Annotated in this window: 12 protein-coding genes; 5 read left to right on the top strand and 7 right to left on the bottom strand. The window is 55.9% G+C overall.

Translation table 11 applies throughout. From position 1 onward, the window contains the following. The first annotated feature begins 38 nt into the window (after window positions 1-38). Window positions 39-497 carry a DUF420 domain-containing protein gene (locus YWK_RS0112420; RefSeq protein WP_035466946.1) on the top strand — a complete coding sequence of 153 codons (459 nt, stop codon included), beginning with the start codon at window positions 39-41 and terminating at the stop codon, window positions 495-497. Between the two features lie 62 nt (window positions 498-559). On the opposite strand, the gene YWK_RS0112415 is transcribed toward YWK_RS0112420, so the two are convergent. Beyond that, complete coding sequence (locus YWK_RS0112415) at window positions 560-2164, bottom strand: gamma-glutamyltransferase family protein (RefSeq protein ID WP_026965054.1); 1605 nt, start codon at window positions 2162-2164, stop codon at window positions 560-562. Between the two features lie 397 nt (window positions 2165-2561). Next, window positions 2562-3194: an O-methyltransferase gene (locus YWK_RS0112410; protein ID WP_026965053.1), complete on the bottom strand. Its 633-nt coding sequence runs from the start codon at window positions 3192-3194 to the stop codon at window positions 2562-2564. A gap of 209 nt (window positions 3195-3403) precedes the next feature. On the opposite strand from YWK_RS0112410, the gene YWK_RS0112405 reads away from it, so the two are divergent. Then, a complete protein-coding gene (locus tag YWK_RS0112405) occupies window positions 3404-4546 on the top strand; it encodes an iron-containing alcohol dehydrogenase (RefSeq protein ID WP_035466969.1) in 1143 nt (380 codons plus the stop codon). Between the two features lie 71 nt (window positions 4547-4617). Here the strand turns inward: YWK_RS0112405 and nagA are convergent, their stop codons facing one another. From nagA to YWK_RS0112380, 5 genes are all read right to left on the bottom strand, one after another. Beyond that, complete coding sequence (gene nagA, locus YWK_RS0112400) at window positions 4618-5796, bottom strand: N-acetylglucosamine-6-phosphate deacetylase (RefSeq protein ID WP_026965051.1); 1179 nt, start codon at window positions 5794-5796, stop codon at window positions 4618-4620. A gap of 19 nt (window positions 5797-5815) precedes the next feature. Next, on the bottom strand, window positions 5816-6328 hold the full coding sequence (locus YWK_RS0112395; RefSeq protein WP_026965050.1) for a PTS sugar transporter subunit IIA: 513 nt from the start codon (window positions 6326-6328) through the stop codon (window positions 5816-5818). 64 nt (window positions 6329-6392) lie between these two features. Beyond that, entirely contained in the window at window positions 6393-8132 is a 1740-nt protein-coding gene (gene ptsP, locus YWK_RS0112390) for a phosphoenolpyruvate--protein phosphotransferase (protein ID WP_051375553.1), read from the bottom strand. Window positions 8133-8246: 114 nt separating this feature from the next. Continuing rightward, the gene (locus YWK_RS0112385) at window positions 8247-8513 is read right to left on the bottom strand and encodes an HPr family phosphocarrier protein (protein WP_026965048.1); all 267 of its coding nucleotides are present in this window, start codon (window positions 8511-8513) and stop codon (window positions 8247-8249) included. A 246-nt stretch (window positions 8514-8759) separates the two neighbouring features. Beyond that, a complete protein-coding gene (locus YWK_RS0112380) occupies window positions 8760-9629 on the bottom strand; it encodes a PRD domain-containing protein (RefSeq protein ID WP_051375552.1) in 870 nt (289 codons plus the stop codon). 315 nt (window positions 9630-9944) lie between these two features. On the opposite strand from YWK_RS0112380, the gene YWK_RS0112375 reads away from it, so the two are divergent. The 3 genes from YWK_RS0112375 to YWK_RS0112365 all read left to right on the top strand — a co-directional run bounded on the left by YWK_RS0112375 (window position 9945) and on the right by YWK_RS0112365 (window position 12988). Continuing rightward, complete coding sequence (locus YWK_RS0112375) at window positions 9945-10658, top strand: response regulator transcription factor (protein ID WP_026965046.1); 714 nt, start codon at window positions 9945-9947, stop codon at window positions 10656-10658. Then, entirely contained in the window at window positions 10642-12420 is a 1779-nt protein-coding gene (gene pnpS / locus YWK_RS19790; protein WP_051375551.1) for a two-component system histidine kinase PnpS, read from the top strand. The genes YWK_RS0112375 and pnpS overlap by 17 nt, the downstream gene beginning before the upstream one ends. Before the next feature lie 253 nt (window positions 12421-12673). Beyond that, window positions 12674-12988, top strand: coding sequence for a winged helix-turn-helix transcriptional regulator (locus YWK_RS0112365; RefSeq protein ID WP_084453687.1), 315 nt, complete (start codon window positions 12674-12676; stop codon window positions 12986-12988). The last annotated feature ends 217 nt before the right edge of the window (window positions 12989-13205 follow it).

The raw sequence follows: 13205 nt of genomic DNA, 5'->3' as shown, positions 1-13205 counted from the left end.
AATAGTAGTTGGTCTCGGCCGGGAAAGGGGGGGTCAATTTGGCACAAACCTTGCCATATATCAATGAGGCATTCATTATTCTGAGTGCAATTTCCATGGCCATTGGCTGGTACCTGATCCGCCAACGCAGAGTGGAAGCGCACAAACGCTTCATGCTCACGGGCTCTGTGCTCGCCGCGCTGTTCTTTATCAGTTATGTGTTGAAGACGTTCGTTTACGGCGACACCGCATTCGGAGGGCCGGCCCAGTACAAGCTTCCGTACCAAATCTTCCTGCAAGCACATTCCATCCTCGCGACCGTCGCTGCTGTCCTCGGAGTCATTACCCTTGTTTTTGCCTTCAAAGCGAATTTTAGAAAACACAGGAAAATCGGTCCGTGGACGGCGTCGACTTGGTTCGTCACGGCCGCTACGGGGTTGGCCGTATTCCTTATGTTGTACGTCGTGTTCCCGCCAGGCCCGACAACCAATGTGTTCCGCGCCTGGATTGGACACTAAAGGGAGAATCACAGAGGGGGCGCCGGTCATCACAACGGTGCCCCCTGTGTTTTCCGATTACGCTACCAAGCGGCGATAGAACCGTCCGTTCGCGGTTCCGTCCCACCGGCGAGGACGCCCTCTTGGTTCCGCCAAATGATCTGGCCACGACCGAAACCACCGCTGTCCACCGCTACGCGAATGTCATGGCCCCTCTTCACCAGTGCGGAAACGACGTGTTCCGGAACGGATGGTTCAACTTCTACGGTCTTCCCTTCTGTCCACCGCCAGCGCGGCGCGTCCAAGCATGCCTGCGGATTCAGGTGAAAATCAACCGCATTCATAATGACCTGAACGTGCCCTTGTGGCTGCATGAATCCGCCCATCACGCCGAACGGCCCGACTGCCTCACCATCCTTGGTCAGGAACCCTGGGATGATGGTGTGATACGTGCGCTTTCCAGGCTGCAGCGAGTTCGCATCGGTTGGATTGAGAGAAAACGTATGACCCCGGTTTTGCAATGCAATCCCTGTCCCCGGTACCACGAGACCGGAGCCGAACCCCATGTAGTTGCTTTGTATGAAGGACACCATGTTTCCCTCTCTGTCTGCGGTCGCCAGATACACGGTGCCGCCTCGCTGAGGTTTTCCTGATTCCGGTGTGATGGCCGTATCTCCAATGCTGCGTCGGCGCTGCGTCGCGTAGTCGTCGGACAGCAGCTCCTGAACCGACACAGACATGTGTTGCGAATCCGTAATGTACTGTTTGCCATCCGCAAACGCTAACTTGACGGCCTCAATCTGCTTGTGGTAGCGGTCGACGCTGTCGTACTCGGCAAACGTAAACCCTTGGACTATGTTCAGTGCCATGAGGGCGACAATCCCCTGCCCATTGGGTGGGATTTCCCAGACATCGTAGCCTCGATAGTTCACACTCACGGGTTGCACCCATTCCGGCGTGAATGCGGCCAAGTCAGCCTTGCGCAGATATCCACCGTGTTTCCGGGAAAACGCATCCATCTTGTCTGCCAATTCCCCACGGTAGAACGCCTCCGCTCGGCTTTCAGCAATGGCGCGAAGCGTGTCCGCGTGTCCTTTGGATCTCCACATTTGTCCTGCCAGAGGTGCCTTTCCCCCAGGGGCAAACGTGTCAAACCAGTGAGCGTACATGGGACCGTGCAAGTGCTCGGTGAAGATACGTACGGCGTTCGCCCAATTCTTCGCAAGCACAGGAGACAGTGGATACCCGTCTTCCGCGTACTGGATGGCTGGTTCTAGGACAGTGGTGAGTGGCAGCTTGCCGAACTTCCTGGACAGCTCAGCCCAAGCCGCTGGCGCGCCAGGGACGGTGACCGGAGCCCAGCCGAAGCGAGGCATTTCGGTGATGCCTGCTTGTCGCAACACGTCAATGGACAGTGCCTGTGGCGCCGGCCCACTCGCGTTGAGACCGTGCAATCGACCGTCGGTCCAGACCAGCGCAAAGGCATCACCACCGATACCGTTGGACGTCGGCTCCACCACCGTCAGCGCAGCTGCCGTGGCAATCGCGGCATCCACTGCGTTGCCACCTTGCTTCAAATTATCCAGTCCTGCCTGCGCAGCCAGTGGCTGTGACGTGGCCACCATGCCGTTTCGGGCGTAGACGGTCATTCTGCGAGACGGAAAAGGAAGGTATACGTCGTCGTACATGCGCGGCACCCGAAGCATCTCCTCTTCTTTGGTTGAGCGATAGAATGGTAGTCCACCTTCGTCTAGTGACGAGTATACCACCGGGTGTAGTCTATCAGAAAATTCTGTTGTTCAATTGTGGAAACTCAGCAGGATTTTCTTGGTATATATCGAAACGTATGCAGACAGGGGCCCCAAGGGTTATGGAAGTTTTGAGCGGAGGAGTGTTTTGTGAAGTGCTCAACCCTGCGCTCACACAACCGGTGACTGCTGAAACTCCATCGGCAGACTTGTCCTAATGGACTGTACCCTGAAGAAACCCCGGCGAACGGTCATGTCGCCGGGATTTCATGTTGAAACGCAAAGATACATACGCTGCGAAAGCTGACACTGCGTGAAAATGCACGGCACAATCGGCCTATGCCGTGACCCTGGCAATCGCAAACCCATCGTGTACCGGCAGCAAGGTCGCCTCGAGGCGAGGGTCTGTCTGCAAGCGGCGATTAAATTCCCGCATGGCAGACGGACTTGGATGGGGATTGTCTGGATCTAACACCCTATCCCCCAGTAACACGTTATCCGCCACAATCAGCGCCCCCGGGTTCGCCAAGCGAAGGGCGTAATCCAGATACGTCGGATAGTTTGGCTTGTCCGCGTCAATGAAGAACAGATCAAACTTCGCTCCTTCTCTTTCGAGTTGCTCCAGGCTCTCCGCAGCCGGCCCCACACGGTACTCCACTTTATCTCCCAATCCGGCGGCCACGAGATTACTGCGGGCAAATTCGGCAAACGTTTCGTTTAATTCCAGGGACACCAGTTTTCCACCACGTTGTAACCCCCGAGCTAAACAGATGCCACTGTACCCCCCAAGCGCTCCAATCTCCAGTATGGATGTAGCACCTTGGGTTTTCACCAACAATGTGAGCAACTTGCCAAGCTCTGGCGCTACCGAAATGGAAGGCATGTCGCGCTCCACTATCTTGCGCCGTACCTCTCGTAGCACTTCATCTTCTTGAATAAAGTTGAGAACGTACTCTTCCCGTGTCGTCATGGGCTCACCCTCCCTCACCATTGTGTACTCGGTTCACCTCAAACGACCGAAGGTTCCCTGCAGTATATCACCGCCGTATCCATCCGCGGATGGTGAATACGCCATAAGCACGGAGGAATGGACCATCACGCAGGGAATTGAATACAACAAGCAATTTACAAAAGTCCGCACATGTTTGGAAAGGGTGACATTTCTTGTTTACCTACCACATGGATACGCACATCGAATTTGGGACTGGAAAGGTCCGTGAACTGGCCGACATTTTGAGACACCACGACATTCCACCAAGGTTGCTGGTGGTGACCGATTCAGGCGTGGTCCACGCGGGCCTGGTTCAGCCCATCCTCGATAACCTATCCACTGAAGGCTATACCTGCACGCTGTTCACTCATGTACAACCCAATCCACGAGATGAAGACTGCATGCTCGGAGCGCGCCAGTTCGCAGAAACCGGGGCTGCCGCGATTTTGGCCATTGGTGGCGGAAGCGCCATGGACACCGCCAAGACGATTGCCCTGCTGGCGGCATCCGGTGGAACTCCCGCACAATACGCCGATGGTCATCTCTCATATGCCGCTGTCCACCCCGTAGTGTGCATTCCCACCACCGCAGGTACAGGTTCAGAAGTGACCCGCTCCGCCGTCATCACAGAATCCAGCACCCACCGGAAAATGACCCTTAAACACGCCCGTCTTCGTCCACGACTCGCGATTCTCGATCCCCAACTGACCCTCACGGTTCCCCCGTCCGTGACAGCTGCCACTGGCGTCGACGCCCTGGTACACGCCATTGAAGGGTATACCTGTACGGTATCCACCCCTATCTCGAAGGCGTTCGGGCAGGCTGCCATGCCGAAGATTGTCGCCGCACTTCCCACAGCCGTGTCAGATGGAAACAACCTTGCTGCACGTGAAGACATGTTGCTGGGCAGCCTGCTCGCAGGCTTGTGTTTTGGAAATGCCGACGTCGCCGCAGTCCACTGCCTGGCGGAAGCACTCGGCGGGTTGTACGATACCCCCCACGGTGTCGCAAATGCGGTCTTCTTGCCATATGTATTGCGGTATAACGCTGAAGGAGAACCACGGTTACACGCCCACTTGGCGCGTCTCATGAAATTCGCCACCGAGGAGGATTCTGATGAAGAAGCGGTGTTGAAACTGGTGAATGGCGTTGCGACTTGGACGAGGAAACTTGGCATTCCCACGCTGCGTGCGCTCAAAGACGTTCGCCGGGAGGATTTCGACCAGCTCGTGGAGTTGGCGTTCGCCAACGGATCTAATCCAAGCAACGTCCGTCCCATCGGGAAATCCGAATATCGAACCATTCTGGAGAACGCGTGGAACGACCAGTGAAGATGTGAGCCAAACGATATGTGGCTGCCCCGTTGTCCGTTGGAACACTTGTGGGACAGCCCATCATCTTTCTAGCGCTGATAGACGGGGCGTCCTTCCACCCAGGTGCGGACTACGGAAAAAGATTCGTCCAACAGCACCAAATCGGCGTCCATGCCTACGGCAATGGAACCTTTTTTGTCAGCCAATCCGAGTTCCCGCGCTGGGTTTGTACTCGCCATGCGAACCGCGTCCGGAAGCGTTACGCCCACTTTCTGAATCATGTTGCGCACCGCCACATCCATGGTCAGCGTACTGCCGGCAATGTTGTGGCCCTCGGTGAGAAAAGCCTTTCCGTTTTCAACAGTGACATCGAGATCGCCGAGCGTGTAGTGTCCGTCTGGGCGCCCTGCGGCGGCCATGGCATCTGTAATCAAGCAGACCCGTTCGGCACCTTTCATTTTTAGCACCAGCTGCACAATTTCAGGCTCCAGGTGAATCAGGTCGACAATCAACTCCACAGTGACGTCGTCTGACAGCAAGGCAGCGCCGAGCACGCCGGCTTCCCGATGGTGAAGTCCGCGCATCCCGTTGAACAGGTGCGTCGCGTGGCAGTGCCCGAGTGCAATCGCGGCATTCGCCTCGGCCAATGTGGCGTCCGTGTGACCGAGCGAGGGGATGATGCCACGACGCTGCATCCACTCGATGACCTCAAGCGCGCCAGGCACCTCTGGCGCGATGGTCATCTTACGAATGATGTCTTCAACTCCACCCGTCATTTGCTGAAACGACGCGATAGACGGTTCAGCCACAAACGCTGGGTTCTGCGCACCGATGCGTTTGATGGAGAGAAACGGTCCTTCCAGGTGAACGCCCAACGCTTTGGCCCCCGTGGAAGCGTCCTTGCGGAAGGCGTCGACCGCCCGAACGGCTTTGGCAATGCGGTCGATGGGCGCCGTCAACGTGGTCGGCAGCCAGCCCGTCGTACCGTGTGCAGCGTGAAATTGAGCAATGGTTTGCAGCGCGCGCACGGTGCCATCCATCACTTCAGCGCCGTCGCCGCCGTGAATATGGATATCAATGAAGCCTGGCAATAGCCACTGCCCGAGGCCGTCAATATACTCCACAGCGGTGGACTGTGTTTGCACCGCTGGCGGCACTTCGCCCAGCCCGATTTCCTGGATTACGCCACCCACAACTCGAATCCAGACCGCTTCACGGATTCCGTCGGCATTGACAAGCCTGACGTTTCCGAGGTAAAACTCGCCCATCTTCTTTCCACCGCACTTTCTACCCGCGCTTGATCTTCACCTTGAACAGCCAGTCTTTTCCAGCTTCCACATGCGGCTGGTCGGTGATGACCAACTCCTCAATTTGCGCCATGTTGGTCACGACCACCGGTGTCACCACGGATTTCGCCGTCGTTCTCAGGGTTTCCAGGTCCATGCGAATCAGCGCAGTCCCAGTGGTTACGCGCTGACCCTGCTCTGTCAGTTTTTCAAACCCTTGGCCCTTGAGTTCGACGGTGTCCATGCCGATGTGAATCAGAACTTCCATCCCTTGGTCTGTCGTGATGCCAGCAGCGTGGCCCGTCGGGAACAGATTGGTCAACGTTCCATCCACCGGCGCAACCAACGTATCGGACGTTGGATTGACTGCCGCACCGTCACCCACCATTCGCTGCGCAAACACAGGATCCGGTACGTCGTTCAGCCGCACGACGTCGCCGCTGACTGGCGCAAGGACAGTGAGCCACGCTTGCTCTTCCGTTTGCTTTGCGGATCTGCGGTTCCAAAATGCCATGTATACACCTTCTCCACCAAACTCACAACGATGTCAAATTGCGCGTTTCGCAATCGGGCTACTTTCAACGCTGTTGCAGATACGCACGCACTTCTTCTGGACTGCTCAACTTCACCACTTCGTCTGCAAGTCGAGCTGCTGCGGCTCGTTCGGTGGCCTTGACTTTCCCCTTCACGGACGGGATGAAGGACGCGGACATGGACAGTTCCTGAAGCCCTAGTCCCACAAGCAATTCGGTGAACTCCGGATCTCCAGCGAACTCCCCACACATCCCTACCGGAATACCTGCGGCCTGGGCAGCTTTGCAAGTTTGGTGAATGAGGCGGAGTACCGCGGGATGGGACGGCTGATAAAGATTGGCCACGTCAGCGTTCCCTCGGTCGGCAGCCAGCGTATACTGCGTCAGGTCGTTGGTGCCGATGCTGAAGAAATCTGCCTCTTTCGCCAGAATGTCCGCCGTAACTGCAGCTGCTGGGGTTTCCACCATGATGCCGACTGGAATATGCTCAGCCATAGCATATCCTTCATTGGCCAATTGCTGACGGCACTCTTCCAAGTGCTTCCGCGCCGCGCGCAGTTCATCCAACGTCTCAACCATGGGGAACATAATCCACAGGGTACCGTGTGCACTGGCGCGAAGTAACGCGCGCAGTTGCGTGCGAAAGACGTCCACTTGCTGCAGGCAGTAGCGGATGGCGCGCAGACCAAGGAACGGATTTTCTTCACTTGGTAGCGCGGCGTAGGGCAATGCCTTGTCGCCGCCAATGTCGAGCGTCCGAATCACCACTGGTCGAGTCCCGAACGCCTCCAGCGCCTTGCGATAGACCTCGTACTGTTCCTCTTCCGTCGGCCAGTGGTCATTCTCCAAGTAGAGAAATTCGGTGCGGAATAACCCAACGCCGTCTGCCCCATTGGCGAGGGCCGCGTCAAGGTCCTGTAGGCCGCCGATGTTCGCAAATACGTCAATCCGCACACCGTCGGTCGTTTCCGCAGGTTGCTGCGCTGCCTCACGGGCACGCCTCAGTTCTTCTCCTCTGCGGGCCGCTGCCTCCATGGCCGCCTGAACATCCTCTTCCATGGGATGAACGACCACGGTTCCAGCGTCGCCGTTCAAGATGACAGCCTCGTCTTCGGAAATCTCATGGATGGCATCCCCCAGCCCGTACACCGCAGGCAATCCGAGGGTGCGCGCCATAATGGCAGTGTGTGCCGTTTTGCTGCCCTTGGCGGTGATCAGGCCGACCACATTCTTCGGCAACGCAGACAAATCGGAAGGCATCAACTCGTCGGCGACGAGAATGGTGTGCGTGTCCCATCCAGAGACATCCGTCTGACCTGTTCCTCCCATCAGGCATTGCACCAGACGTTGGCCGACGTCGCGAATGTCGTCCGCCCTCGCTTGCAAGTACTCGTTGGGCAGTGAGGCCAACATCTCTCGGGTCTGGTCGGTGACGTCCTGACAAGCCGCTTCCGCGTTGAGGCGCTCGGATTGAATCTTTCGCTCAATCTCACCCACGTACGCGGGATCCGCCAGGAACGATAGGTGCGCGTCAAACACCTTGGCCTCTTCTTCGCCGATGTCGCGTTCAACCGATGCGCGCACCTGCTCAATTTGCCGCTTCGTTTCAGCGACAGCCGCCTGGAACCGATTTACTTCAGCAGCAACCTCGCTGCTGTCAATCTCACGTCGTTCGATGACCGCTGCGGCCTCCTTGCGCAGCCACTTTGGTACACCAGCCGCTATCCCCGGGGAAACGCCAATACCTTGGAACGTTTCCGGAGCTGCGTTGTTGTGTTGACCCATTCTATATCCCTCGCTTCTACTTCGTGCACTTCAAGAGGTTGTCCGAAGAAGGTTCAGGCACGCTGCCTGTACAATCCCCTCTTCAGACACGCGCTTCCAGTGAACCTCCCTGACTCACGCTTCGCCAAGGCCGCTCTCAATCAACTGGACGATGGCAGCCAGTGCTTCCGCCTCGCCTTGTCCATCGGTCTTGACGGTAATGGTGTCTCCACACGCCACAGCCAGCGACATGATACCGAGGATACTCTTCGCGTCTACTTCCTTGTCTCCTTTACGCACCCAAATGTTGCAAGGATGCTTACCCGCTTCCTGCACCAGCAACGCCGCCGGTCGTGCGTGAAGTCCACTCTTGTTCTGGATGGTAATGCTTTTTTCTACCATGAATACTCCAACCTCCGTCATTTCAACGCAACTCGTTTGCTTGCAACCCTACAATACCCTGAACATAGCGGTTTCTATGTCCCGAACCACAACTCGCGGTTTGTGATGAGGTTGCAAGCGCTTGCGCCACCACAGTGAAAACCAGAAAAAGGCAGACACGAGCCCTATTAAGCTCATGCCTGCCGGTGCCAATACGGTCAACACGGTAGTAACACGCTTATCGCGTAAATGATATCATTTCCCCTGTCACAGCTCAACGTCGTCATGCAAATCCCGCTCACCAATGAAGCGCGCTACGTGCAGCGCCAAGTCGGCAACTTCATCTCTTGGAAACGTCGTCTTCAATCGCTCTTCCAACGCATCTGTCACGGCCGCGGCGTAGGCATAACTCTTCGGAAGACGTTCTCGAATCGCGGATGCCAACGGATTGACGATGCACTCCTCTTTCAACACGCGCTGGATGGCAAAGCGCAGGTGCGTAACCAACCTCGCATAATCCAGTGAATCCTTGGATATCGGACGGCCCGTCTCCCGCTCCAGCACATCGACCGCAACCCGAATTGCATCCGTAACGCGAGCTGCCTCGGACAACCCATCTCGGTGCGCGGCGGCTTGAAGGTGCAGCGTTAAGAATCCAATCTCCGACTCAGGCATGACAACCTGGAAACGCTTCTCAATTAACTGGGCTCCCGCTTCGGCTAACGCCCAGGCTTTCGGATACAGCGTGCGAATTTCCTCCAGAAACGGATTCTCGATTTCCAGACCACCTTGAAGGCGGGTCAACGCGAACCCGATGTGGTCGGCGAGTGCCACGTGAATGTGTTCGTGAAGAGATGTTCCAAGTCCCTTTACCGCTGCAGCAATGATCTCCTCGGATACGCCGATGACTTCCGGGCTCACCTGCAAGTACAGTTTGCGAAATTTTTCCTGATTCTCCTCTGCTACGAGCGTAAAGCGCTTTTCAATCCGCTCGTCATCCGAGTGAATGCTCGCGCCAGGCCGCACACCAAAGCCAAGCCCCCTGCCGACGAGAATCTGCTCTCGTCCGTCATCGGTGCGAACAATCAATACGTTGTTGTTCAACGTGCGTTCGACGATGTATCTCCTGTCCGTCATGACGCGTGCCCTCACCATCTATAGTGACCTATTCAAATCAGCCGTGAACCTGCCGGCTCCTTACTCCCCTGCATATCGCTGTTCGACAGCGCGGCTGCAAATCCTCTCCATTTCCAGGAACTTACCTCAACTTCAGCGATTTGCAAAATCACGACAAACCAATGCCGTGGAAACCATGTATCGTGCATCGCGTCAGTGTTGTAGTCGCGTGCACTGAACGTATTGCGTAGTGGTACACTATTGCAGAGTGGTATACACTCATGTAAATAACGAACAAAAGTCCTTTATTGTAGACTGTAGCCGAGGAGGCTCGTTATGCACCGCGTTTTGGTTGTGGACGATGAACCGTCCATCCGTCAATTGGTTCAGTACAACCTAACCCAAGCCGGGTTCGACGTGGTGACCGGCGAATCTGGCAACCAAGTATTGCATCTGGTTCGGGACAAGCACCCGGATATACTCGTTCTCGACCTCATGCTTCCCGGAATGTCAGGGATGGAAGTATGCCAACAACTGCGGCGGGAAGGCATCACGACGCCCGTCATTATGCTCACCGCACGAGACGATGAGATTGATCGGATTCTCGGACTGGAGATGGGGGCTGACGACTATATCACAAAGCCGTTTTCCCCTCGTGAATTGATTGCCCGTATTCGGGCTGTGTTGCGACGAACGACCTCTGGGTCCGAATCCGCAGGGGGCGATGTGTATCAGATTGGAAATATGCGCATCGACGTCACCAAGTATGAATTGACCATCAACGGCACGCCGGTAGATTTGACAACGAGGGAGTTTGAACTGCTCGCGTACCTCTGTCAAAACGCCAACCGGGTGCTCACCCGAGACCAACTCTTGGAAAACGTTTGGGGCTACGAATTTGCGGGGGACACCCGCATTGTGGATGTCCACATCTCGCACCTGAGAGAAAAAATCGAAAAAAACCCAAAAGCCCCTGAGTACATTAAAACGGTACGTGGGGTCGGGTACAAGTTGGTCAAGGGGGAGGCAAACCGTGGCGCGGATTCGTAATCGCATCACCCTCACGGTGGTGGTAGTCATCACTGCCGCGCTGTTCTGTGCTGCCCTACTGGCATTACAATTCATGGAAAACAACCAAATGCAGCACCTCCGCGACAGCCTGCTCGGGGAAGCTCGACTGATAGCTACGGAGCTGACGACGACTGCCTCCGAGGCGCAACCTCAAATGGCGCGTCAGTCGGCAGTCACGTTAGGGCGCGCGGTCTTCCTTCTCTCCCGCGACAGTCGCGTGCTGGTTTCCGCCACCCCTACAGGACACGTGGAACGAGACATTCCATGGCCATTTGACCATCCGGCGCCCACTGTGGGACAAGCTCACGATTTCCAGGCCGCTCTGCACGGACAAGACATGGTCCTCGCGGCCGCCCCGGTGTCGGGCAACCCTGCAGTACACACGGTGGTTATCGCCACGCCGCTGGAACCTGAATACGCCCGTTTATTAACGGACTGGCGCTGGCTTGCGGTGGAATTTGCAGGTGTCGGTGTCCTATTCATCCTCATCGGCTACCTTTGGGCGCGGCGAATCGCTTCTCCGCTTGAACACATTGCAGCGACAACCGAGCAGATTGCCGCCGGCGACGTACGCAAGCGGGTGCCTTACTGGGGCCAGGATGAATACGGCAGAATCAGCTCGGCCATCAATTCGTTGACGGGTAGACTACTGGAACAGATGGACGACTTATCGCAAGAGAAAAGCAAGGTGGAAGGCATCATTAAGCACATGGGTTCTGGCGTGTTGGTGGTCGACCGCTCTGGTGTCATCCTGGTCGCCAATGAAACGGCCACTGCCATGCTAGGCGGGTCCCAAACGCAGTTGGTCGGCCAGACACACTGGGTGGCGACAACATCGCTGCGCATTTCTGAACTGATTGACACCGTATTGCTGAAGGGCCATCCACTGCGTAAAGAGGTGGTTGTGAACAATGACATCAACGTGGAGTTGTTTGTCACACCCATCTTCGGGGCCAATGAGGAAGTCGTAGGCGCCGTCGCCGTCCTGCACGACGTCACACAGTTCCGCCGCGTAGAGCGGATGCGCACGGAATTCGTCGCCAACGTGTCCCACGAGCTGCGCACTCCGATTACAGCTGTGAAAGGATTCGCGGAAACGTTGTTGGACGGTGCCTTAGAAAATCCGGATTTGTGCCGACAATTTGTCCAAATTATTTACGACGAGTCCGAACGACTCAGCCACCTTGTTTTGGATTTGCTGGAATTGTCAAAAATGGAGTCTGGCCACTCCGTGTTCCGCTTTACTCGTGTAAATATCTCGGAACTGGTCGACACGGCCGCAGCGCGCCTACAAAATCAGGCGACGCAAAGCGGCATTGATCTGTTTGTCCATACACCGGAGTCTCCTGTGTTCGCCGACGTTGCCCCTGAGCGCATCACGCAGGTCTTGATCAATCTGATTGGCAACGCCATTGCATACACCCCTGCTCCAGGGCGCATTGACGTCTCAGTACTGGATGCAGATGAGGAAGTGACCGTAGAGGTGGCGGATACAGGCATCGGTATCCCGAAAGCGGACATACCACGTATTTTCGAACGCTTTTATCGAGTCGACAAGGACAGGAGCCGCAATACTGGCGGCACAGGGCTGGGGTTGGCGATTGTCAAGCATATTCTGGAAGCCCATCGTGGCACCATCAAGGTCACGAGTGAGGTTGGACGCGGATCGACCTTCTCGTTTACACTGCCCAAGCGCCAGCCCGAACGCAATCCGGATGGCCCGTCGAACAGTAACCCATGATGTGAAAGCGCCGTCCAACCGTTGCAAGGAGTTGTACTCAGCGATTTGCAAAATAACGACGAACACCTGGTTCAGCACAATATGTAGTGTTTCCGGCATTACGGAAACACTGCATCTAGTCGTGCTGAACCGCTCTGAAGGAATTTTGCAAATCGCTCGTACTAAAATAGCGATAAACGACTACAGTGGAATTTTGCAAATCGCTAACTTACAAAAATGAAGCAACTATGTTACTATCAGAGTGGTGATGAACATGGACGAATTGCACCTTTGTCCAAAGTTTGAAACGGCTTTTCAAATTCTAGGCAAGCGTTGGACCGGATTGATTATTCGCTGTCTGATGCATGGTCCGATGCGGTTTAAAGACATCTCCGAGCTGATTCCAAACATGAGCGACCGCATGCTTGCGGAACGCTTTCGGGAACTGGAAGCAGCCGGTATTGTCGTCCGCCACGTGTACCCAGAAACGCCAGTCCGCATTGAGTATGAATTAACACCGAAAGGACGGGCGCTGGGTCCAGTGATGGACGCGCTGCAAGCGTGGGCAGACGAGTGGGTCAATGTCTGATCCCATCGTCGCCGCGTGGTTGCGACATTGCTTGTGCTCTCGTAAAAAGAGTAAGAATAAACCATCCCGAGTTGAATCATCTAGAATCACAGCGTGATGATGTATGTAAGGGGGGTGTCCCAACAGGGTACGTAAGGTACCCGTGGGCCACCCCCCTTCGGTGTACAGATGGCTCTCAGGAACATGTCGTGGTCGTCAACCCTAACAACATGCGGAC

The organism is Alicyclobacillus pomorum DSM 14955 (assembly GCF_000472905.1).
GTDB classification, from domain to species: Bacteria; Bacillota; Bacilli; order Alicyclobacillales; family Alicyclobacillaceae; genus Alicyclobacillus_A; species Alicyclobacillus_A pomorum.
Note: the sequence above shows the minus strand (reverse complement) of the source record. Positions and strands in the feature narration are given on the sequence as shown.

Coding starts and splice junctions, on each gene's coding strand:
- YWK_RS0112415 (WP_026965054.1), bottom strand. CDS start 2,164: ATGTACGACGACGTATACCTTCCTTTTCCGTCTCGCAGAATGACCGTC.
- YWK_RS0112410 (WP_026965053.1), bottom strand. CDS start 3,194: ATGACGACACGGGAAGAGTACGTTCTCAACTTTATTCAAGAAGATGAA.
- YWK_RS0112405 (WP_035466969.1), top strand. CDS start 3,404: ATGGATACGCACATCGAATTTGGGACTGGAAAGGTCCGTGAACTGGCC.
- nagA (WP_026965051.1), bottom strand. CDS start 5,796: ATGGGCGAGTTTTACCTCGGAAACGTCAGGCTTGTCAATGCCGACGGA.
- YWK_RS0112395 (WP_026965050.1), bottom strand. CDS start 6,328: ATGGCATTTTGGAACCGCAGATCCGCAAAGCAAACGGAAGAGCAAGCG.
- ptsP (WP_051375553.1), bottom strand. CDS start 8,132: ATGGGTCAACACAACAACGCAGCTCCGGAAACGTTCCAAGGTATTGGC.
- YWK_RS0112385 (WP_026965048.1), bottom strand. CDS start 8,513: ATGGTAGAAAAAAGCATTACCATCCAGAACAAGAGTGGACTTCACGCA.
- YWK_RS0112380 (WP_051375552.1), bottom strand. CDS start 9,629: ATGACGGACAGGAGATACATCGTCGAACGCACGTTGAACAACAACGTA.
- YWK_RS0112375 (WP_026965046.1), top strand. CDS start 9,945: ATGCACCGCGTTTTGGTTGTGGACGATGAACCGTCCATCCGTCAATTG.
- YWK_RS0112365 (WP_084453687.1), top strand. CDS start 12,674: ATGGACGAATTGCACCTTTGTCCAAAGTTTGAAACGGCTTTTCAAATT.